This is a genomic window from Halomonas sp. DP8Y7-3 (genome assembly GCF_019801675.1).
GTDB classification, from domain to species: Bacteria; Pseudomonadota; Gammaproteobacteria; order Pseudomonadales; family Halomonadaceae; genus Halomonas; species Halomonas litopenaei_A.
This window is the reverse complement of record NZ_JAHVIO010000004.1, coordinates 329003-351019: the sequence shown is the minus strand read 5'-3', so window position 1 is coordinate 351019 and position 22017 is coordinate 329003. Positions and strand designations below refer to the sequence as shown.

22 protein-coding genes and 1 pseudogene are annotated in these 22017 nt (G+C 61.3%); 9 read left to right on the top strand and 14 right to left on the bottom strand.

From position 1 onward, the window contains the following. From KUV86_RS06755 to KUV86_RS06740, 4 genes are all read left to right on the top strand, one after another. A complete protein-coding gene (locus KUV86_RS06755; RefSeq protein WP_206941983.1) occupies positions 1–807 on the top strand; it encodes a transporter substrate-binding domain-containing protein in 807 nt (268 codons plus the stop codon). Between the two features lie 62 nt (positions 808–869). Then, positions 870–1541, top strand: coding sequence for an amino acid ABC transporter permease (locus tag KUV86_RS06750; protein WP_222162311.1), 672 nt, complete (start codon positions 870–872; stop codon positions 1539–1541). An 11-nt stretch (positions 1542–1552) separates the two neighbouring features. Continuing rightward, entirely contained in the window at positions 1553–2356 is an 804-nt protein-coding gene (locus KUV86_RS06745) for an amino acid ABC transporter ATP-binding protein (protein ID WP_222162312.1), read from the top strand. 93 nt (positions 2357–2449) lie between these two features. Then, positions 2450–3694 (top strand): cysteine desulfurase-like protein, encoded by a 1245-nt coding sequence (locus KUV86_RS06740; RefSeq protein WP_222484167.1) that lies wholly within the window; start codon positions 2450–2452, stop codon positions 3692–3694. Between the two features lie 94 nt (positions 3695–3788). Here KUV86_RS06740 and KUV86_RS06735 read toward each other — a convergent pair whose 3' ends face one another. Together KUV86_RS06735 and KUV86_RS06730 are read right to left on the bottom strand one after the other, a co-directional pair. Continuing rightward, the gene (locus tag KUV86_RS06735) at positions 3789–4505 is read right to left on the bottom strand and encodes a GntR family transcriptional regulator (RefSeq protein WP_222484165.1); all 717 of its coding nucleotides are present in this window, start codon (positions 4503–4505) and stop codon (positions 3789–3791) included. Positions 4506–4748: 243 nt separating this feature from the next. Beyond that, positions 4749–5699, bottom strand: a complete 951-nt coding sequence (locus KUV86_RS06730; protein WP_222484163.1) for a D-2-hydroxyacid dehydrogenase family protein — start codon at positions 5697–5699, stop codon at positions 4749–4751. 262 nt (positions 5700–5961) lie between these two features. Here KUV86_RS06730 and KUV86_RS06725 point away from each other — a divergent pair, with 262 nt between their 5' ends. Continuing rightward, on the top strand, positions 5962–7263 hold the full coding sequence (locus KUV86_RS06725) for an aminotransferase class V-fold PLP-dependent enzyme (protein ID WP_222484161.1): 1302 nt from the start codon (positions 5962–5964) through the stop codon (positions 7261–7263). Positions 7264–7524: 261 nt separating this feature from the next. Beyond that, positions 7525–8652: an L-talarate/galactarate dehydratase gene (locus KUV86_RS06720; protein ID WP_261397561.1), complete on the top strand. Its 1128-nt coding sequence runs from the start codon at positions 7525–7527 to the stop codon at positions 8650–8652. Positions 8653–8820: 168 nt separating this feature from the next. Here the strand turns inward: KUV86_RS06720 and KUV86_RS06715 are convergent, their stop codons facing one another. From KUV86_RS06715 to KUV86_RS06680, 8 genes are all read right to left on the bottom strand, one after another. Continuing rightward, a complete protein-coding gene (locus KUV86_RS06715; RefSeq protein ID WP_206941963.1) occupies positions 8821–9006 on the bottom strand; it encodes a hypothetical protein in 186 nt (61 codons plus the stop codon). Between the two features lie 717 nt (positions 9007–9723). Continuing rightward, positions 9724–10182 (bottom strand): c-type cytochrome, encoded by a 459-nt coding sequence (locus tag KUV86_RS06710; protein ID WP_035414159.1) that lies wholly within the window; start codon positions 10180–10182, stop codon positions 9724–9726. Further along, the gene (locus KUV86_RS06705; RefSeq protein ID WP_242520795.1) at positions 10175–10987 is read right to left on the bottom strand and encodes a WD40/YVTN/BNR-like repeat-containing protein; all 813 of its coding nucleotides are present in this window, start codon (positions 10985–10987) and stop codon (positions 10175–10177) included. Before KUV86_RS06705 ends, KUV86_RS06710 begins: the two co-directional genes overlap by 8 nt. 77 nt (positions 10988–11064) lie before the next feature. Next, entirely contained in the window at positions 11065–11808 is a 744-nt protein-coding gene (locus KUV86_RS06700; protein ID WP_181248616.1) for a cytochrome c biogenesis CcdA family protein, read from the bottom strand. 397 nt (positions 11809–12205) lie between these two features. Further along, positions 12206–12769: a TlpA family protein disulfide reductase gene (locus tag KUV86_RS06695; protein ID WP_071211088.1), complete on the bottom strand. Its 564-nt coding sequence runs from the start codon at positions 12767–12769 to the stop codon at positions 12206–12208. A gap of 15 nt (positions 12770–12784) precedes the next feature. Then, positions 12785–13225, bottom strand: a complete 441-nt coding sequence (locus KUV86_RS06690; protein WP_035414165.1) for a DUF411 domain-containing protein — start codon at positions 13223–13225, stop codon at positions 12785–12787. Positions 13226–13289: 64 nt separating this feature from the next. Continuing rightward, entirely contained in the window at positions 13290–13985 is a 696-nt protein-coding gene (locus tag KUV86_RS06685) for an SCO family protein (RefSeq protein WP_231498566.1), read from the bottom strand. Positions 13986–14058: 73 nt separating this feature from the next. Continuing rightward, positions 14059–14304 (bottom strand): hypothetical protein, encoded by a 246-nt coding sequence (locus KUV86_RS06680; protein ID WP_035414167.1) that lies wholly within the window; start codon positions 14302–14304, stop codon positions 14059–14061. Between the two features lie 257 nt (positions 14305–14561). Here KUV86_RS06680 and KUV86_RS06675 point away from each other — a divergent pair, with 257 nt between their 5' ends. Next, on the top strand, positions 14562–14993 hold the full coding sequence (locus KUV86_RS06675; protein ID WP_081919054.1) for a MerR family transcriptional regulator: 432 nt from the start codon (positions 14562–14564) through the stop codon (positions 14991–14993). Here the strand turns inward: KUV86_RS06675 and KUV86_RS06670 are convergent. The 4 genes from KUV86_RS06670 to KUV86_RS06655 form a co-directional block, all read right to left on the bottom strand. After that, a complete protein-coding gene (locus KUV86_RS06670; RefSeq protein ID WP_035470139.1) occupies positions 14987–15718 on the bottom strand; it encodes a sulfite exporter TauE/SafE family protein in 732 nt (243 codons plus the stop codon). The two genes, KUV86_RS06675 and KUV86_RS06670, sit on opposite strands and share 7 nt — an antisense overlap. After that, on the bottom strand, positions 15719–16258 hold the full coding sequence (locus KUV86_RS06665) for a protein-disulfide reductase DsbD domain-containing protein (RefSeq protein ID WP_035470142.1): 540 nt from the start codon (positions 16256–16258) through the stop codon (positions 15719–15721). Continuing rightward, positions 16255–17067, bottom strand: a complete 813-nt coding sequence (gene lgt / locus KUV86_RS06660; RefSeq protein WP_035414172.1) for a prolipoprotein diacylglyceryl transferase — start codon at positions 17065–17067, stop codon at positions 16255–16257. The genes KUV86_RS06665 and lgt overlap by 4 nt, the downstream gene beginning before the upstream one ends. 68 nt (positions 17068–17135) lie before the next feature. After that, positions 17136–17663 (bottom strand): DsbE family thiol:disulfide interchange protein, encoded by a 528-nt coding sequence (locus tag KUV86_RS06655; RefSeq protein ID WP_035414173.1) that lies wholly within the window; start codon positions 17661–17663, stop codon positions 17136–17138. A 253-nt stretch (positions 17664–17916) separates the two neighbouring features. On the opposite strand from KUV86_RS06655, the pseudogene KUV86_RS06650 reads away from it, so the two are divergent. Next, positions 17917–20316, top strand: a pseudogene (locus KUV86_RS06650) (heavy metal translocating P-type ATPase). A gap of 38 nt (positions 20317–20354) precedes the next feature. Next, the gene (locus KUV86_RS06645; protein ID WP_035470148.1) at positions 20355–22007 is read left to right on the top strand and encodes a multicopper oxidase family protein; all 1653 of its coding nucleotides are present in this window, start codon (positions 20355–20357) and stop codon (positions 22005–22007) included. The last annotated feature ends 10 nt before the right edge of the window (positions 22008–22017 follow it).

The window sequence follows — 22017 nt, the reverse complement described above, 5'->3', positions numbered from 1 at the left end:
ATGACCCTTTTTTCCAAGACGCCACGCGTAGTGACCCTGGCCGCCGCCCTGGGCCTGAGCCTTGCCGCTGGCAGCGCCATGGCCGAGACCCTCAAGGTCGGCGCCAACATCGGCAACCTGCCCTGGGAATTCCAGGACGATAGCGGTGACTACGTCGGCTTCGAGATCGACCTGGTCAACGAGGTCGGCAGCCGCCTGGGCTACGACGAGGTCGAGATCAGCAACATTCCCTTCAACGGCCTGTTCTCGGCGGTACAGTCCGGGCGTATCGACGTGGCGGTGTCCTCCATCACCATCACCGATGAGCGTCTCGAGTCGGTGTCCTTTGCCCAGCCCTACTACGACAGTGACCAGTCTCTGGCGACTCACACCAGCAAGGGCATCACTGGGCTCGAGGACCTGGACGGCAAGGTGGTTGGCGTAGACACCGGTTCCACCGGCGACATCTGGACCAGCGAGAATCAGGAGCAATACGGCATCAAGGAGATCCGCCGCTACGAGGGCCTGCAGCCGGCCATGCTTGACCTGTCCAGCGGCCGCCTCGACGCCTACATTTCCGACATTCCGGCGGTGCAGTACTACGTGCGCGACAAGCCCAACTTGGAAGTGGTCAGCCGCATTCCCAGCGGTGAGCAGTACTCGATGATGTTTGCCAAGGATGCCGAGCTTGCCGCCAAGGCCAGTGAGGTGATCACCGAGCTCAAGCAGGAAGGCTTTATCGCCGAACTGCACGAAACCTGGTTCGGCGCCGCGCCGGATGCCGGCACCAGCACCGTCGACGTGCGTGATATGCCAAGCGCCAAGTGATGTCGGGGCCGTGGCGCCCGCGCGCCACGGCCCACCCACCCTCGGCCGTGGAGGCTGGTTGAATGGACCTGGTCCAGACATTCTTTAACTGGGAGGTGCTGGTACGCACCTTCCCGATGCTCGTCCAAGGGCTCGGCATGACAATCGCGCTGGGCTTCTTGAGCATCCTGCTGGGGCTGATCGGCGGGCTGGGGCTGGCGCTGTTGCGCCTCTACGGCCCCAAGCCACTGCGCTTTCTGACCATTGCCTACATCGATGTGTTTCGCTCGCTGCCGGTGCTGGTGTGGCTGGTCATCGTCTACTACGCACTGCCGTTCGTCGGCATCACCCTGTCACCGTTTGCTGCAGCCTGTACCGCCCTGACCATGATCTCCAGCGCCTACGCCGCGGAGATCTATCGCGCCGGCATCGAGGCGGTGCCTCGGGGCCAGTTCGAGGCCGCCCAGTCGATCGGCCTGAGTCAGTATCGGGTGATGTGCGACGTGGTCCTGCCCCAGGCGATCCGCCTGATCATTCCGCCGCTGACCAGCAACTGCATCAACGTGATGAAGGACACCGCCCTGGCCTCGGTGGTGGCGATGCCCGACCTGCTCAAGCAGGCGACCCAGGCTCAGGCCCTGGCGGCCAATCCCACCCCGCTGATTGGCGCAGCGCTGCTGTATCTGGTGGTGCTGTTGCCGCTGGTGAGGCTGGTCGGCTTGCTCGAAAAACGCTTCGCCCAAGGCCGAGCTTGAAGGAGATTGTCATGATTGAACCGACCCAGCCGGTGTCGCAGGCCCCTTCCGCTGCGTTTGACCGCCAAGCCGCCGCCGCCCGCAGAACCCTCATCTCGCTCAAGGGCGTGAACAAGCACTACGGTGATTTCCATGCGTTGAAGAATATCGACCTGGAGGTGGCGGAAGGCGAGGTGGTGGCGATTCTCGGCCCTTCCGGATCAGGCAAGTCGACCCTGATTCGCTGCATCAATCATCTGGAGGCCTACAGCGCCGGCGACATCTACGTCGATGGCACCCGGGTCCAGCCCGGCCCCGAGCTGATCGAGGTGCGCAAGGGCGTGGGCATGGTGTTCCAGAGCTTCAACCTGTTTCCCAACATGACGGTGCTGGAGAACGTCACCCTGGGGCCGATCCGGGTACGTGGCATGAGCCCAGGGGCTGCCCAGGCCAGAGCCAAGGAATTGCTGGAGAAGGTTGGCATCGCCGAGCAGATGTACAAGTACCCGAGCGCCCTGTCTGGCGGCCAGCAGCAGCGGGTCGGTATCGCCAGGGCACTGGCCAATGAGCCGCGGGTGCTGCTGTTCGATGAGCCGACGTCGGCGCTGGACCCCGAGATGGTCGGCGAGGTGCTAGACGTCATCAAGACCCTGGCCGGAACCGGTGTGACCATGCTGCTGGTGACCCACGAGATGGGCTTCGCCCGCCATGTGGCGGACCGGGTGATCTTTATGGAGGCCGGACAGATCGTCGAGGAAGGCGCTCCCGAACAGATCTTCTCTGCGCCGCAGGAAGATCGAACCCGCGCCTTTTTCCAATCGGTGCTGGCGCACTGAGGCGTGGCCTCGACCCTGTTTCTCTTAACCCAGCTTCTCTCGACCCAGCTTCTCTTAACCCAGTTTCTCTCGACCCAGCTTCAAGGATTCCCCATGGCTTTCGAATCACATTCCGCCCCCCCGCTTGATCTGGAAAGCATCAGAGCCCAGTTTCCCTCCCTTGCCAGTGACTGGGTGTTCATGGATAACGCCGGTGGTGCTCAGGTGCCGCGTGTCGTGGTGGATCGCATCAGCGACTATCTGCTGGGCGACAATGTTCAGCTAGGGGCCAGCTACGCCCCCAGCCAGCACTCCAAGGCCAAGGTCGACGCCGGTCGCCGGGCGGTGGCGACGCTGGTCAATGCGCAGCATGTGGAAGAGCTGGTGTTCGGGCCGAGCTCCACCATTCAGTTCCGGCTGCTGGCGGACGCCATGGCGAGCCAGTTCGCCCCGGGCGATGAAATCATCGTGACCAATACCGACCATGAAAGTCACATCGGTCCCTGGCGACGTCTGCAAGCGCGAGGCGTCAAGCTGCGCTTCTGGAACTGCCATCCCGAGACCCTGGAACTGGAGCTCGACAGCCTGGCCGAACTGCTCAACGAGCGAACCAAGCTGGTCTGCGTGACCCATGTCTCCAACCTGCTCGGCACCATCAATCCGATCAAAAAGATCGCCGCCATGGCTCACGACGCCGGTGCTCGCATCTGCGTCGATGGCGTGGCCTTCGCGCCCCACCGTGCCATCGATGTCCAGGACTGGGATGTCGACTACTACGGCTTCAGTCTCTACAAGGTATTTGGGCCGCATCACGCCGTGCTTTACGTCAAGAAAGAGTGCCTGCTGGAGCTGGACAGCATCTATCACCATTTCTTTACCAAGGACCAGATACCGGGAAAAGTGGAGCCGGGAAATCCCAACTATGAGCTGACCTACAGCGCTACAGGAATCCTCGAATATCTGACATCGCTTTCCCCTAAAGACGACGGCGTATCCTTGCGCAATAGGCTGGAAGATGCCTTCGACAGGATCGCAACACATGAGGCGAAAATCGGCAAGAAACTGATCGACTATCTCAATCAGAAAGAGCGCGTCCGTATCATCGGAAGAGCGGATGCTGACATCGATAAACGTGTCGCGACGATCAGTTTTATTGTGGAAGGAAGCCAGTCTGACGATATCGTCAGGCGCATCGATGACGCGAAGGTCGGTATTCGCTACGGAGACTTCTATGCGCGTCAGCTGGCCGAGGACCTCGGACTGATAGAGATCCAAGGTGTCGTGCGGGTCTCGATGGTGCACTACAACACCGAAGACGAGGTGGACCGGTTGATCCAGGCCCTGGACGCGGTGCTGTAGTAGACGATCGCAATAGACAGAAGCGAGGCCTGGTGACAGGGGCCTATGGCCGACGAAAACGCCCACCATCGCTGACAAGGCCCATCAGGCCTGGTCAGTGATGGCGGGTGTCGGTGGCGATATCGTAGATGTTGGCCTCGGCGCGTCGCTGCTCGGACAGTTCCAGGCTGTAAAAGATATGCCGGCAGTGTTCCATCATCGACTGGGCGGCGCCCTCGGCGTCGCCGGCCTCGATCATATCGACCAGGGACTGGTGCTCATGGGTCAGGCATAGCACCCCACTGGGGCGTTCGTAGAGTGACTGGATAATACAGAAGCGACGGATGATGGGGCGCACGATGGCGATCAGCTCTTCATTGCCGGTCAGCTCCGCCAACAGCAGGTGAAAGTCGCCGGAGATGCGGTTGACGCTCGGCTTGCGTTCCTCGAACACCTGATGCTCCAGGGCCAGATGCTGACGCAGGGTGGCAATGCCGCTGGCATCGATGCGCTCGCAGGCGATGCGTGCCACCGCCGCTTCGATGTGCAGCCTCGTCTCGAAGATATCGTAGGCTTCCTTGACGGACGGCAGTGAGACAAAGGCGCCTCGATGCATCTCGAAGCGTACCAGCCGCTCCGCCGTCAGCCGGTTCAGCGCACGCCGAACGCGGCTTCTTGGCGTGTTGAACGCCGTGGCAAGCTTCGCCTCATTGAGGCGCTCGCCGGGACGAAGGCGCTTGTCGATCAGCGCATCAACGATGCGGTCATAGACAAGCTCTTCAGCCAGCGCTTCGGGCTTTTCATGTGGGGATGAAGTTGCGTCTGTCGACATGGCTGCGTCTCGCCATCCCTTTCTCCTTGGTGCTGGCTCCCAGATGCGGGAAAGCCTGTCCAGGCAAGGTGAAAAGTGGAATAAGAAAAAGACAAACCAGCATATGACGCTGGTCTATTTCTTTCCAGAGACTACCATGACCATGGCCGCCACGTCATACCGCTTCTACCAAAGAATGTCTCCCTGTCATCACCTGCTGTGTGACAGCCTAGAGTCCTCAATAGCGAGGCAAATAACGATTGGCTATTGGGCGGCGAGATCGTCGATTTTCTGCCCCTCAATAAAGGCGATAAGGTTGCTGAAGGCATCGCCAAAGTACAGCTCATAGCCATCTTTTTCCACGTAGCCAAGGTGGGGCGTTGCCAGCACATTTGGCAGGTGCAGAAGAGGGTCTTCGACCACCGGTTCCTGCTCGAACACATCCACCGCCGCCATGCCGGGGCGTCCGGTGCGCAGCGCCGCCTCCAGGGCGCCAGAGGCGATCAGCTCAGCGCGACTGGTATTGACCAGCAGCGCACAGGATTTCATCGCCGCCAGGTCAGCGTTACCGACGATACCGCGAGTCGCCTCGTTCAGGCGCAGGTGCAGGCTAAGCACGTCGCTGCGCTCGAACAGCTCGCGTTGGCTGGCGACGACCTCGATGCCGGCCTGGCGGGCACGCTCACGGGAGCCCTCTCGCCCCCATGCCAGCACTTTCATGTCGAAGGCTTGGCCGTAGCGAGCGACACGGGCACCGATCTTGCCGTAGCCCAGGATACCGAGGGTTCTGCCTTCCAGGGCGGTGCCCAGCGTACGCTGCCAGCGACCCGCCTTGAGGTTGGCGACTTCCTCGGGAATATGCCGCATGGCGGCCAGCACCAGCGCCCAGGTCAGTTCCGCCGCGGCGGTGGGCGAGCCGCGGCCTGCCAGCACCGTTACACCATGCTCGCGACAGGCCTCGAGATCGATATGGGCCACGCCACCTCCGGTCTGGCTGATGACCCGGAGCTTCGGCAGCCGCTCGAGCAGTGCGCGGGTGATCCGGGTTCGCTCGCGGATCAACACCAGTGCCTCCGCGTGGTGAAAGCGTTCAACCTGGGCATCCAGCGACGTCAACGTGTCGTTGAACAGCGTGACCTGGTGGCCGGACAGACGATCAAAGGCCGACAGCTGGCGAACGACATCCTGGTAGTCATCGGGAATCACGATGTTCATGGCGGGCTCCGGGGTGAGGCGCAGCGAGACGAGGGAGTGACAAGCATGCCACAGGAGATGAGTCGCGCCCTACTGGGGCTGCATTGCTGGCTGCCAGGCGGCAATGGGCATTGCTATCCACCAGGGCCAGTGGGATCTTGGGAAGCCTTGGTGGAGCGGGCCTCTCGCCTGTCTCGCTTCAGCGGGTGTTGGCCCTCAAGGATTGTCGACCCTCGAAGATTGTTGACCCTCGAAGATTGCGCCCTGCATTCAGGACCAGCCCATGACCCATACTCAGGATTTCCGCACCATCCACACAACCGCCGTCAGTGGCTTCGACGACGCCCTGCTGGAGCAGGTTCGCGCTCGCTTTCATCACGTGGATCACTGCCCCTACACCGGCCCCCGGGTCTTTTTCGAGAATGCCGGTGGCTCGTTGACCCTCAAGGCGGTGGTCGCGCGCATGGCGGAAGTGGCCGCCTTGCCGGATAACGACCATCGCGACAATGAGGCGTCTCGAGCTATCTCGGCCATGATCGACGACGGACGCCAGGCCATGGGCTGCCTGCTGGGCGTCGAGGATGGCGTCGTGTTCGGCGGTGAGACCGGCACCGAGTGTCTGTTTCGGGTGATTCGCGCTGCCGCCACTGCCGCGCCACCAGGTGGCAGTATGGTCGCCTGCGAACTGGAACACCCCGCGACCTTTGACGCCACCGCTCTGTGGGCCAAGCGCACCGACAGACAGCGCCTGACGGTGCCCTTTGACCCTCATACAGGCAGAGTGACGGCCGAGGAGTATGCCCGCGTTGTTCAGCCTGATACCCGCGTCGCGACGATTCTTCACACCAGTCCGGTCACCGGTATGACCCAGGACGTCGCTGCCATTGCCGCAGCGATCCGGTCTATCGCGCCGGACTGCTACATCATCGTCGATGGAATCCAGCATGCACCCCACGGAGCCCTGTCGGTATCGGCCTATGGCGTCGACGCCTACGCGGTGTCGCTGTACAAGGTGTTTTGTCCCTTCAACGATGGCTACGCCTGGCTCTCTCCGCGCCTGAGTGTCGTGGACCATGATCGTCTAGCGGGCAAGCCGGACGACGCCTGGGAACTGGGTAGCCGCGACCCTGCTGCCTGGGCGGGTGCCAGCGAGATGGTGGCGTATCTCGAGTGGCTGGGCGGGAACTTCACCACGGTGAAGGGTCGTCGAGAGCGATTGCTGGCGGCCGGCCAGGCCATGCATGACCAGGAGGCGGCGCTGATGCAGCGGCTGATCCATGGTGGTGACGGCGTTGCCGGACTCAAGGAGCTGCCCGGCGTGACCTTGATCGGCGAGGTCGATAGCCCCTGGCGCGAGGGCGCGGTGTCGTTCTGCGTGGAAGGGCGTGACGCCCTGGACATCGTCGCCGAGCTTGGCGAGCGCGGTATCCGCGTCCACGCCCGCAAGGACGACGCCTATTCGGGCAATATCCTTCGTCCCTTGGGCCTGCCCTCAGTTACCCGAGTCTCGCTGGCCCACTACAACACGCCTGAGGAGGTCGATGCTTGCCTGAGCGCGCTGGCAGAGGTGGTAACGGGCCGGTGACATTGGGTCGGCAAGGGCGGAAGAACCGCAGGTGCTAGCTCTTTTTGATCGAGTGTTTTTTCATACAGAGCAGCTGGCTCGGGACTTCCGACTAAGGGGCTTCTAACGAGAGGGCTTCTAACTAAGGGGCCTCTTACTAAGGGCTCTGGCGTCGAGCGATGCAGGTGCATTCACGACCGTCTATCTTTACTTAAGATAGTATGTATGACGTATTGTCGTCTTTGTTGCCTGCCTGCCCGCGCTCGAAGGAGAGAACCCGCCATGCCTCATGATGTCATTGCCCAGATCACGCTGTCCCATGTGCTGTTGCCGTTGAAGCGTCCCATCAGTGACGCCAAGGTGATGACCGGGGTGCAGAAGCCGTTGACGGAAGTGTCCTTGACCTTCGCCGAGATCACCACGCGGGACGGGCACACCGGCATGGGCTTTGGCTATGTGCTGCGAGCCGGCGGCAAGGCTCAGTTTTCCCATGCCCAGGAGCTGGCCCCTTTTCTGATCGGCGAGGACCCAAACGATATCGCCCGGTTGTGGCATAAGCTGGCGTGGCAGGGAGCGTCGGTAGGTCGCTGTGGGGTGGCGGTGCAGGCCATCGGGGCCTTCGATACGGCGCTATGGGACTTGAAGGCCAAGCGTGCGGGACTGCCCTTGGCCAAGCTGCTCGGTGCTCAGCGCGAGGCCGTGCCCACCTACAACACCTCGGGGGGATACTTTGGTACCCAGATAGAGGAGGTCTGTGCCAACGCCGACCGCGCCCTGGCCAACGGGATCGGCGGGGTGAAGATGAAGGTCGGCCAACCCGACGTGGCCGAGGATATTCGGCGGGTCGTCGCGCTGCGCAAGCATTTGGGCGACGGCGTGCCGATTATGATCGATGCCAACCAGCAGTGGGATAGAACCACCGCTCTGCGCTTCGGACGTGCCGTCGATGAGTTGGGGTTGGTCTGGATCGAGGAGCCTCTGGACGCCCATGACTATGAGGGGCATGCCTGGCTCAATGCCCGGCTCGACACCCCCATCGCCACCGGCGAAATGCTGACCAGCGAGGAGTCGCTGAGGCGACTGATCGAGCGTGAGTCGGTGACCTACCTGCAGCCCGATGCGCCCCGTTTTGGCGGAGTCTCGCCGTTCTTGAACGTGGCAAGTGCTGCTGCCCAGGCCAATCTCAAGTTGGCGCCGCACTTCGTGATGGAAATCCACCTGCCGCTGGCGGCGGCGTATCGCGGTGATACCTGGGTCGAGCACTTCGAATGGTTCGAACCGCTGTTCGACGAGCGCATCGAGATCCGTGACGGCAGCATGCACCTGCCCAAGGGGCCGGGATTTGGCCTGACCATCAGCGAGCAGACGCGCCACTGGATCGTGGCCAGCGAGCGTTTCGGTGCATCGTAGTCGGCTGGAAGGTAGGTGCCTTTGCTGAGATGGTCTCGGTCCACGACCGTGTCAAAGGCGGCGAGTTATCGTGATAGCGTGCCTGATCAGGCAGACATTACCGTGGCTCATTGAGGCCGACTCTTGGCTCTGAGCTGCCGGGTCTTGCTTGGCGCGCCTCCCTTTCCATCAGTTCGGCTCCTGACCCTGGTCATCCACCTGGTAAGGCGGCGCATCATCGCCCATCAGCACGGGTTTGCCATCCTGCCAGATCACCGCGTACTGGCCCAGTCGCCGCTTGCGCTCCAAGGTTTCGGCGACTGCGTCGCGGAGGCTTTCGAGCATAGTTTGGGTATCTGGTGTCGGCTGAGTCATGGTCGTGCCTCCTTGACGAGGGCGTTGTAGTGAAGGTCATTAAGTATGTGGCGCTGTACGCCGGTCTGTTCAAACACTGGCTCCGGCGTTCCTCCGGCGTTCATAAAGCAGCGCGCACGAGTTACGTTTGGAGCATAAAGTGTCAGCAGACTACGCGGGAATCGACGCTGAATGTCCTTCACCGGGATATGGAAGCGCCTTTCTCAGGCGCCTCTGCCCATCACTCAATATTCTGAATTTGAAGATGTAATTTGATGTATTTTTTATTTATAAAACAGTTGGTTAGTTTTATTTTATGCATAGTTTTTTATTTGTTCCTACCCATCTTACTCCCCATCTGGTAGGAGAGAGACAGTCCTAGCTGAGAGCAAATGCAAACCTACCACAATCAGCTCAAGGTGACGCTCTCGCAGGGGGCTTCGTGCGTGCGATGAAATGTCCACCACCTCTGGGCTGGTATTGAGAGTAATGTCAGCAGCGTAGTGGTGAAAATGCCGCTACTGACCTTGGGGGCGTGCATGATGTCCTGTTCAAGGCTTCCCAGACACCGTTCGCTGCGGGGAACCTTCTTCTTGTTCTGTTGCTGAGCCTGAGCGACAGAAATCTGCTTCATCGGTTGGCTTTGGTCAGACAGTGGCAAGAAAGCCAGGTTTTACCCTGCGGTTGACTCTCCGTCAGCTGCGGAGGTGTTTACGCAGCGCTTCCCTAGCCCCACAGCTACTCACTCTGCGACGGAAATGGGGCTCCCTCGCTTTCTTCCGCCTGATGACGTCGTTGCTCCGGCGTCCATAACGTCTTGAGATAGTTCACCACGGAGCGGATCTCGGCGGGGGTCAGGACATTCTCGAAGGCCGGCATCGTCAGTCGCTCGGTCTTGTTCCAGGGGTCGCGCCATCCCTCGGCGATGATCCGGTAGAGCATCGCATCGGAGTGTTTCCAGGTATGCCCCTCCGGCCCGTGAGGGGGAGCGGGCAATTCGCCCTGGGCATTCTGGTGCTCCCAGTTCGGCTGGCCCTCGCCCTCGCTGCCGTGGCAGCTGGCACAGTACTGCTGGTAGATCCTTTCTCCCTCTTCCAGCCGAGAGGTATCGCGCGAAGAGGGGCCACCCCCCGCCATGGCCTGCCCGGCGGCACTCATCAGCAGCCACGTTGTGACGAGGATCCAGAGCTTACGCATCGGGGGGTGTCCAGGTTTGGCCCTGATCTTCGCTGCGCATGAGCTCCCCCTCGCGATCCAGGGCATAGAGCGTTCCCTGCGGCGCAAGCGTAAGCGTGACGAACGTCGGGCCATCACCCTTTACTTGCTGCCACTCCTGGCCGCCATTGTCGCTGCGCCACAGGCCTTGCTCCGTGGCCACATAGACGTGTTCGGGATCGTCGAGCTTGTAGGCCAGATCATAGACTCTGCCGGCATCGAGCTCCCCGGTCGGTCGCCAGCCGCAGAAGCAATCCATCGACAGGCGAACCGCATCGTCGGACACCGCATAGAGCCAGCCAGTCTGCATGCTCCCCTCCATATCGGAGTGGATGAGCCGGCGAACGGGTTGGGCAGGACCGCTATCCATCTTCTTCCAGGTCGTGCCGGCATCCTCACTCTGGTAGAGGCCGTCGTCGGCAATCACCACATAGAGTGTCTCGGGCTGATGGCGGTGCACGTCCAAGGCGGTAACGTCCTGGTTAGGCAAGCCATCGTTGAGTTCCTGCCAGGTTTCTCCATGATCGGTGCTGCGCTGCACCCCGATCGAGGGGCCGGCGATATAGAGGGCCTGTTCGGCTGTTGCCGGTTCCGATACCGTTACCAACCGTCCCTCCGCTACTTCGTCGGGCAAGGGAATCATCGTCCAGGCCGCCCCGCCATCCGTGCTTTCGAAAAGCTGGTTGGCCTGTACTTTGAGCAGCCGTTCGCCTGTTTGGTCATAACTCAGCGACGGCAATGCCTCCTCGGCGGCCCCGGCCATACTGACGAAGCTCAGACTGGCCATGACCCAGCTCGTCAGTGACAGGGCACGCCAGAAGCGACCCGTGATTTTGTTCATTGCAATATTTCCTCGAATAATGGCTAGCCGATGCTGCCTAGCGCCGGAAAGGTGCGCAATAACCAATAGGACAGCTCGGTCAGTTTGCCGGTGATCATCAAGATGCCCATCAGGATCATGATCAGCCCGGCCGCCAGATGCATGACTCGGCCCCAGCGGCGCAGGAATGGCTGGTGGTGCAGGAAGCGATCGAGCGACACCGCCGTCAACAGAAAGGGCACCCCCAGGCCCAGCGAATAGATGCCGAGCAACGCCATTCCGCTCGAGGCATTGGCCGTCGAGGCGCTGACGGTCAGAATGGCGCCCAGGATCGGGCCGATGCAGGGGGTCCAGCCGAAGGCGAACGCCACACCTAGGAGGTAGGCCGCACCAGGCCCCCCGCCCGCTTCCTTGAGGCGGCCGATCAACCGCCATTCCCGCTGTAACCAGTGCAGCGGAATGAGCCCGGTCATGAAGGCACCGAACAGGATGACGATGAGACTGCCGACCAGGTTCGCCTCCTGGCGATAGATCAGCAGCAGACGCCCGATGGCCGTGGCACTGGCGCCCAGCATCAGGAATATCGTGGTGAACCCGAGCACGAACCAGATCGACTGGGTTAACACCCGGAGTCGCTCCCGTCGATCCGCTTCCCGTATCTGCCCCAGCGAGCGCCCGGCGACGAAGGAGAGATAGCCAGGCACGAGCGGTAAGACACAGGGCGAAGCGAACGAGATCAGGCCCGCCAGAAAGGCCGTCGCCAGGCCGATATTGGCAAGCTCCAGCATCCTCCCCTATCCCGCGGCTAGGCTTGGAGCTTGGATATGGGCCGCTCGGACGGCACCTGGTGATTCGCCGCTTGGCGATTGGCGGATGTCGTCTCCGTGGGTACCGCGGTAGAGGCTTCCACCCCGGCTTGTGTATCAGTGACTTCGTCCTGGTCGGTCGACTTGTTTGTCTTGTCCTTGCATTTCATCATGCACAGTCCTAATCCGCACATGACAAGGCAAGGCAAGAGGCTCACCAAGAGAGGCGCGAGCCCAAGCAGGACCAACTGATCCCAGCCCATGGCAAGACCACCAGCCACCGCCACAGCGCCCAGCAGCATCCAGCGGCGTGGGCCTGTTACCAGGCCTTTCAGTCCGGCTTTCTCTTGGCCCTTTTGGGGCTTGTCGTCACAGCAACTCATGGCGCGTCCTCCTGGGTGGTTTCTATGGTTTCGGCAAGAAAGTCGATCATTTCAGGGGTATCCCACTCGGCCTCCCCGACCAGGCGTCCGATCTCCCTGCCCTGGCGGTCGAGCAGAAGCGTCGTGGGAATACCCACGGCACTGAGGTTCGCGCTGGCCATGCCGGTTGGATCGACGTAGGGAGCGAGATGCTCGATCCCCACCTCCTGATAGAATTCGTTGACGACCTCGATGCCTTTGCGATCGATCGAGAGTGCGACGACCTCGAAATCTGTCCCACCCAATTCAGCCTGGAGGGCATCCAGGGTGGGCATTTCCTCGCGGCAAGGGCCACACCATGTCGCCCAGATGTTGAGCAGGATCAGCTTTCCTCCGAAGGTGGTCAGCGTCAGCGGAGTACCGTCGCCAGCCTCGAAGCTGATTTCCGACACCTCGCGTGGGCTTTCCCAGAGAAGAAACCCATTCGGCCCCACACGTTTGGGTGGTTCGGCGACGGCCAAAGAAGTGATCATTCCCCACAATGCCACCGCTACCCAACTGGTCCCGATCAGTTGTCTCATCACCAAGGCTCACCTTCAGTGGGTGGCGTAAACTTCAGGGGTATCGGTCGGCTGAAAGGCCAGGGTGTAAACCTCCAGTGGGCCCTGTTTCTCGCCCGACATCCCCGGTGAGCCAAGTGGCATTCCGGGTACGCTCAGGCCTTTGATGAAAGGTTTCTCTTCGAGTACCTGGGTGACGCTTTCCACGGGTACGTGGCCCTCGAAGACATAGTTGTCGATGAGCGTGGTATGGCAACCCTGCAGTTTCTCGGAAACATCGTGTTCGGCTTTCATCTTCGCGAGATCGTGAGTATCGATTGTCTCCACTTCGAACCCGTTTCGTTCGAGATACTTGGCATATTCGGCGCAACAGCCACAGTTGGGGTTCTTGTAGAGGGTTGCCGACGTCTCGGCTGCCAACCCTGTCAGGGGGAAGGTCAATAGAGAAGCGATGGTCAGCGCTTTCCAGTGTTTCATACGCTAAGGCTCCATAGAGTTCACGAGAACGTTCGGCAGCGAGGCCGGCTATACTCTCGCGGCATTAATCGAAGGTGTTGACGACAGTATGGCGAATGCGATCCCACACACCGGTGGATAATGTCTCTGGTCCTTCTGCCAACACCTTTACATAGGAAACTAGGTGCTCCGGATCGAATTTGAGCCCATGAAAGCGGGCCCGTATCCGTCCTGATTGGTCGATGACATGAGTCACAACGCCATGCGCCTGGACGCCCTCGGCCACATCGTCGAATTTCAGACCGTAGGCTTCCGCGACCTGGCGTGTGGTGTCGACAAACTCATTTTCGCTTCGATAAAGAAACCGCCAGTTGGCGGGGTCCAGATCGAAATTTTCACCGTAGGCCCGCATGTTGTTGTGCGTGCCGGCAAAGTCCTCGCTGTCGGTAGCGATGGTGATAAATTCAACATCATCTCGTAGGCCGGTATCGTTGACTCGCTCTTGCACCTCGGCAATCAGGTTCATGTGCACCGGGCAGGCTTCCTGGCAGCGGGTGTAGATAAAATTGAGCACCACGACGCGACCTTCCAGGTCGGAAGATGCCACGATGTTGCCCTCAACACCGGCCAGGGAAAAAGTCGGGGCCGGCTGGTCGACAAACTGGGCGTAGCGTTCCCGCTCTTGCAACTCTGCCTCGGCATCTTCAAGGGAATGAGCAAAGGACGAAGCACTTGCCACCAGCCAGAGAATGGCTAATGGAGCATAGATGCATTTACGCAAATGCTGTTCTCCCCTCGCTCCACTAAAATGTAAATGGCTGCTCCTCTGCGGAGCAGCCCCTGGCGATCTCACGTCAGGCGTTACTGTCGGTTTCATGACCCTGTTGCATTTTATCCATCATGGCATTGCATTTTTCCATCATGGTATTCATGTCACTCATCATCCCCATCATGCCACCTTCTTGCATCATGTCCCCATGCATGCCCTTGCCCTCCATTGGCTCCTGCTGCGGATCTTCCTGTGCAAGGAGCGAGCCGGTCCCGAAGGCACTGGTGGCGATGATAGCGACAGTCAGGACTGCAGTGTGACGTTTCCGCATGACACTCTCCTCGATCTTCTTGGGACTCACCTTTCCACCAGCAAGGCTGATGGCACGGCTTGGCTTTGATTTCCACCCTGCAGCAGCGCTGCTTCTTGGAAAGGTATCCTTGAAGCCTACTTCAAGGTCAAGCCCTTATTTTTTGGCGTTTCCGCGTCATGCGGGCGGCCACCCATTGAGCGCTATAACCAGGCCTTGACCTTTGGGCGGCCTCACGGTTGTAGGCTGACTGAAACTGAGTAGGTAAGGAAAAGGCAATGCGAGTCACTGAACTGGCTCGGGCTGGTGGGGTCACTGCGGAAACGGTACGTCACTACACACGTGAGGGGTTGTTACGACCGCAACGGGACCCGCGCAACGGCTATCAACTCTATGACGAGGAGGCACTGGGTCGCCTGCGCCTCATTGATTGCCTTCGCTCGTTGGGAGTCGGCCTCCCAGAAATCAAGCAGATATTGACCTGGGCGGACCAAGACAGCCCTCCGGTTGTTGATAGGCACACGCCGCTGGCTGAACAAGGGCGCCACATTTGCATGAGGATTCAAGAACTTCAGGCGATAGCGCGATGGCTGGATAGCATCGGCCACGATGATGGTCCCGAGGCCCCTAGCCTGAAGCAACTGATCGAATCGCTGGGATCGGAGCAACCGGCCATCGTCACGGATGGTCCGCGCATTGGCCATCAGTGATGCGACGGCGCCATGCTGGCCATATCGTCCATGCCGGTCATGGAGTGCAGATGCCAGAGTTGCCAGACGGCAAACGCTATGATCAGCAACGCCGCCAGCGTGCGGGTCGCTGGATGGCGAATCCATAGCGAGACGCGGCGGGCTGCCATACCGGTCGCCAGGACGACGGGCAGGGTGCCGAGCCCGAAGGCCCCCATCATCGTCGCGGCGCGTAGCGGCTCGGCCACGGCCAGACTCCAGGCCAGCATTGAATAGATCAGCCCGCAGGGCATCCAGCCCCAGATCGAGCCCAGCGCGAAGGCCTGGGGCACCTTCACGACGGGCATCAAGCCTCGACCAAGCGGTTCGATACGCCGCCACAGCGAGCGACCCAGGGCTTCGACACGTAGCAACCCCTTCCACCAGTTGGCGATATACAGCGCCATCAGAATCAGCATGACCGCCGCCAGGATACGCAGCACCATGGCGATGCCGTCCAGGGCATGGTTGAGCACGGAACCGAGCAGCGCCACCAGGGCACCGGCGAGCATGTAGCTGGTGATGCGGCCCAGGTTGTAGCCGAGCAGGAGGCCCGCCAGGCGGCTCGGCTGCCGCATGCTGGGGGGCACGGCAAAGGTCAGGGCACTCATGATCCCGCCACACATGCCGATGCAGTGCGCCCCTCCGAGCAGGCCGAAGACGAAAGCCGCCGCCAATGGCGGTAGGCTCAGGCCGGTGGGATCCATTCAAGGCGCTCTATTTTCGCTATCCCCAGTACCACGAGGAGGAGAATCGAAGGCTGCCGGAGGCGACCCGTGAAGCGCGTCGAGCTCGACCTGCTCGGGTGGATAGCAAAGTCCCCGATCGGAGCAGCCCTGAAAGGTCACCGTGATGGCCAGCGGCCCGGTAGCGGCATCGCTCGCCTCGATGGGCGCACTAAATACCACCTGGTCATAGAACACCTCGATCTCCCCCAGAGACGCGTGCACCATGGGTTCGCCGGGGGGAATTGCCAGCTCACCGAAGCTGACGTCCGCGTCGCGGCTGTCCAGGGCGAATTGGTGGCGATGGAGGTAATAGTCCTCGGCATTGAGGAAGCCGACATAGAGCCGTTCATCGTCTCGCCAGGCGCTAGCCCGGAAGGCTTCATCGGCCGGCAGGAATTCCCGTTGAGCCGAGTTACTGAAGGTGGAGCCTTTGCCACCGCCCACGGGAAACTCTCCACGGGCCGCTACGGGTGTAGCGACGAACAGCAGCACCAGTAGAAAAGCGAAGGCCGTGTTCATGAGGTCGCCGCCGCCTTCGCCCTATCCACTGGCTGACGCCTCGACCAGATGACCAGGGCCAGCCCCGCAATGAGCATCGGTAAGGTCAACAGTTGCCCCATGGTCAGCCAGCCGAAGGCGATGAACCCCAGTTGGGGGTCGGGCAGGCGCACGAACTCCACGCCGAAGCGGAAGGTGCCATAAAGCACCAGGAACAACCCCGAGATGAGCCCTCGCTGGCGCGGTCGGCGCGACAACCACCACAGCACGGCAAACAGTACTACCCCTTCCAGGGCGAACTCGTAGAGCGCTGAAGGGTGGCGCGGCTCCGGCCCCAGCCCCATCATGGGAGGGAAGACCATCGCCCAAGGGATATCGCTGACCCTTCCCGGCAACTCGTGATTGATGAAGTTGCCGAGGCGCCCGGCACCCAGGCCGATCGGCACTAGCGGGGCGATGAAATCGGTCAACTGAAAGAAGGCCAGGCGGTGCTTGCGGGCAAACAGCCATGCCGCGAGCAACACACCGGCCAGGCCGCCATGAAAGCTCATGCCGCCGTCCCAGATTCTGAAGAGCCACAGTGGGTTGGCCAGCAGTTGCTCGAGCCCGTAGAACAGCGCATAGCCCAGACGACCACCGAGGATGATCCCCATGGCACCGTAAAAGATCAGATCGCCGATATCATCGTGATTCAGGTCCAGGCGGTGGGCACGACGACGCCCCAGCCACCAGGCGGCGACCAGCCCGACTACGTACATCAGGCCGTACCAGTGAATCTGTACTGGCCCCAGAGAAATGGCCACGGGATCAATCTGAGGATATTGCAGCATAAGCCTTCCTTATCTGACCGTTACCGGCCGCGTTATCAATAAAAGTAACTTTCAGCACGCTCGATGACTCATTGCTGCCATTTTTCTATCTCCTGAATAACTTTCTCAACATCCTCGGGAGTGATATAGCCCGTATGCTTATAGCGGATAATGCCCTCGGTATCGACGAGGAAAGTCTCTGGCACACCATAGACACCTAGCTCGAACCCAAGATCGCCATCCGGATCAAAAATATTGACTTCGAAAGGTCGTCCAAAATGGTCAAGAAACTCCAGCCCCTTGGCACGGGTGTCCTTGTAGTTGATGCCAATCAAGCGCACACCACGTTCGGCCAGTGTCAGCAACTGGGGCATCTCTTCCTTACAGGTTGGACACCACTCCGCCCAGACATTGACCAGCGTGACCTCACCCTTGAGGAGGGACTCGTCAACACGGCGTGAGGGGGCTTCCAGAGTTGTCAGGGTAAAGGGTGGGAAATGCTTGGCCAGTAGAGCCGAATCGCGAGCGAAAGGATTCATTTCCAAACCACGATAGAGGAAGAACCCCAGTCCCAGGAAAACCAACAGAGGAATAAGCAGTAACAGTCGCCGTTTCACGTATGCGTCTCACAGGATGTCAGCTGTCATGGTTCATGTATTCCGAGCCCAGACGAGTTTTGCCAGGATCGGCAGGAGCGTGATGCCACTGATCAGAATCAACGCGACCGCGAGGCCGTGGGAGTCGGTAGCTATGAGTATCTCCCCGAACATGACGATCAACTACGCCGTCGGAAGTACGCCAGCCAGCGTGGCAATCAAGAAACGCCACCGACCACGCAACAGAAACCTTTTGTACAATGGAGGGTTCTTCATGGAAAAAGACCCCGTTTGTGGCATGAGCGTCGATCCCGCCTCGACGGAGAGCGTCGAGCATCGCGGTGAGCGTTACTATTTCTGTAGCAAGCAGTGCGACGAGCACTTTCGCGAGGATCCAGGCGCCGTGCTTGCCGCCACCTCGGCGGCTGCGTCGAAGCCCAGTGGCAAGGCCAATTATTTCTGCCCCATGTGTTCTGGCGTAGAGAGCGAGGAGCCGGGGGAGTGTCCCAAGTGCGGCATGGCGCTGGAACCCGTCAAGCCGCAACCGTCGTCGAGGGTCCAGTATACCTGCCCCATGCATCCGGAGGTGCGGCAGGATGAGCCCGGCGACTGCCCCAAGTGTGGCATGGCACTCGAGCTCACCCGCGTTTCCGGAGAGGAACGCAGCTTCGAGTTTCTCGAGATGTTCCGACGCTTCTGGGTGGGCGGCCTGCTGACGCTGCCGGTGTTGTTCGTCGCCATGGGCAGCGTGCTGCCCGGTATCGGCCCTTGGGTGGATGAGGTGCTGCCCGCCGGCAGTGGTCACTGGATCGAACTGATCTTTGCCACGCCCGTGGTGCTATGGGCCGGATGGCCATTCTTCCTGCGTGGTTGGAAGTCCCTCGTCACACGCAACCTCAGCATGTTCACGCTGATCGCCCTCGGTGTGGGGGCGGCCTATGGCTACAGTGTCGTCGCCACGCTCGCCCCTGGGATATTCCCGGCCACTTTCCGTGACGCCGATGGCTCGGTCGGCGTGTATTTCGAGGCGGCGGCGGTGATCGTCGTGCTGATCCTGCTCGGTCAAGTGATCGAGGCCCGCGCCCGCGAGAAGACCGGCAGTGCGCTGCGCGCGATCCTCGATCTCGCGCCGCCGACCGCACGACGCATCGATGCCGAGGGCAATGACGAGGAGGTCTCGCTCGACGAGCTGTGTACCGGTGACCGTCTACGGGTACGCCCCGGTGACAAGGTGCCGGTCGATGGCGAGGTGCTCGAAGGCCACAGCACGCTGGACGAATCGATGGTGACCGGGGAGTCCCTTCCCGTCGAGAAGCGCGAGGGCGACACGGTCATCGGCGGCACCGTGAGTGGTCAGGGCAGCTTCGTCATGCGCGCCGACAAGGTCGGCGAGGACACGGTGCTTTCGCAGATCGCGGAAATGGTGGCCGAAGCGCAGCGTTCGCAGCCGCCCGTTCAGCGGCTTGCCGATGTGGTCGCCGGCTATTTCGTCCCCGCGGTGGTTATCGTGGCGATCCTGGCATTTATTGCCTGAGGGATCTGGGGGCCACCGCCGGCGATGGCCTACGCGGTGATCGCCGCGGTATCGGTGCTGATCATCGCGTGTCCCTGTGCGCTCGGCTTGGCGACGCCGATGTCGATCCAGGTTGGGGTCGGTCGCGGGGCCCGGGCGGGCGTGTTGATCAAGAATGCCGAGGCACTGGAACGTTTCGAGAAAGTCGACACCCTGGTCGTCGACAAGACCGGCACCCTCACAGAGGGTAAACCCCGGGTCGTATCCCTCAAGCCCGTTTCCGGCAGTGATGAAGCGCAGTTGCTGCAACTTGCCGGCAGCCTCGAGCGAGGCAGCGAACATCCGTTGGCCGAGGCCATTGTCAGTGCTGCGCAAGAGCATCATGTCGAGCTGAGCGATGCCAGCGATTTCGAGGCGGTGACCGGCATGGGGGTCACCGGTCGGGTCGAAGGACGCGAGCTTGCGCTTGGCAATGCCCGGCTGCTCGAAACACGTGGTGTGGAGGCGCGGGAATGGACGCAGCGTGCCGAGACGCTGCAAGCCGAAGGGCAAACCGTGATGTTCCTGGTGGCCGATGATCAGGTCATGGGACTCATCGGTGTCGCGGACCCGATCAAGGAAACCACCGCACAGGCGATCCGGACGCTCAAAGAGGATGGCCTGCGCCTGGTTATGCTCACCGGCGACAACCGTACCACCGCCGAAGCCGTGGCGCGCCAACTTGGTATCGACTAAATTGAAGCGGACGTACTGCCGGAAGATAAAGGGCGTATCGTGCGCGAGCATCGCGAGGCCGGGCGCGTGGTCGCCATGGCCGGCGACGGCGTCAATGACGCCCCCGCCCTGGCCGAGGCTGACCTCGGTATCGCCATGGGCACGGGGACCGATGTCGCCATCCAGAGCGCGGGGGTGACTCTGGTGAGAGGGGATCTCTCCGGCATTGTTCGCTCCCGCCATCTCAGTCGCTGGGTGATGCGCAATATCCGCCAGAACCTGTTTTTCGCCTTCGTCTACAACAGCCTGGGGGTGCCTCTGGCCGCCGGGGCGCTGTTTCCGTTCACCGGCTGGCTGCTCAGTCCCATCTACGCCGCCGCCGCGATGAGCCTGAGCTCGGTCTCGGTCATCGCCAACGCACTGCGGCTACGCGCCGCCAAGCTATGAGCCGGGGCCGCCGACAACCATAGAGGAGGGGGAGCATCATGGCTTATGTCGACCTGCAGCGACGTAGCGTATTGCGCCGCATCGGCGGTGTGGCGGCGTTGTCGACCCTGGTGGGGGCCGGGGTATGGACCGGGAGATATCGCCCCGCTCTGCGGGCGGCGTCCGCGTCAACGGCCATGGAGGGGCCCTTCGACGTCGACCTGCGTGTGCGAGCCCGTCCCGACAAGGTGGCTATCCTGCCCGGTGCGCCGAGCGACGTCTGGCGCTACACGGCCGAGCGAATCGTCGGGCCTGAAGATACCCTGACGCCCGTGGGTGAGAGTTATACGGGGCCATTGATTCGCCTGCGTCGTGGTCAGCGCTTGCGGGTACGCATCGACAACGATCTCCCCGAAGACACCACCGTGCATTGGCATGGTCTGCACGTACCACCGGACGTGGATGGTCAACCGCGCCTGCCGATCGCGCCAGCGACGAGCATGGCGGTCGCCTTCGATGTCGTGGATCGTGCCGGTCTGTACTGGTACCACCCCCATCCTCACGGCCCCGATGGTGGCCGGGTTGGCTTTCAGAGTTACGCCGGCCTTGCCGGTCCACTGATCATCAACGACGACGCCGAGCGTGCCTTGGAGCTCCCCGACGGAGAGCGGGAACTGGTCCTCATCCTGCAGGATCGCACCTTTAGCAATGGCAATGAGCTTCAGTACATCGACGATGGTGGCATGGGGGCGATGATGACCCGCATGCAGGGCTTTCGCGGGGAGCGGGTACTGGTGAACGGCCACCCGGACGCGCGACGCGAGGTGTCCACGCAGCCATATCGATTGCGCCTGCTCAACGGCTCCAACTCGCGCATCTACAAGCTGGCCTGGAGCGATGGCCGGGCGGTGACCGTCATCGGCACCGACGGTGGCCTGCTCGCCAAGCCCGAGCGGCGCCGCTCGGTCACACTGGCGCCGGCCCAACGGATCGATCTGTGGGTCGATTTTGGCGACACCGAGCCGGGAGAGTCCGTACAGCTGGTGAGCGAGGAGTACCAACTCGGCATGATGGGCGAGCGAATGGGCGACATGATGGACCGGGGCATGATGGGCGATCGAATGGGCGGCATGATGGATCGAGGGATGATGGGTGATCGAATGGGCGAGATGATGGATCGAGGCATGATGCGCGACATGATGGGAAGCGAGCGGCTCTCGCTAGTTACCTTCGCCGTCGTCGCACGGGCGAACGATGCGGAAACCCTGCCGGAACGCTTGGCTCAAGACCTGCCGGCCTCCCCGGTTCAGGCCGATACGCCAGTACGCCGCTTCGAGCTGGGCATGCGCATGATGCAGGGGTTCACGATCAACGGCCGGCAGATGGAGGGCGCGACGGTGGCAGATGACGAGATCGTCCGGCTGGCGCAGACGGAGATCTGGGAGTTCGTCAACAACACCATGATGCCGCACCCCATGCACGTTCATGGACTGCAATTCCTGGTTCAGGAGCGGATATCGGCGGGCGGCAAGACGGACCTGCACGATGGGATCATCGACGCGGGATTGCATGACACGGTGCTGGTGTTCCCGGAGGAACGGGTGCGCATCGCTCTGACCTTCAAGGACTTCGAGGGGTTCTACATGTACCACTGCCACACCATGGAGCATGAGGATGCCGGTATGATGCGCTACTTCAAGGTGGTGGCATAACGAACCGGTC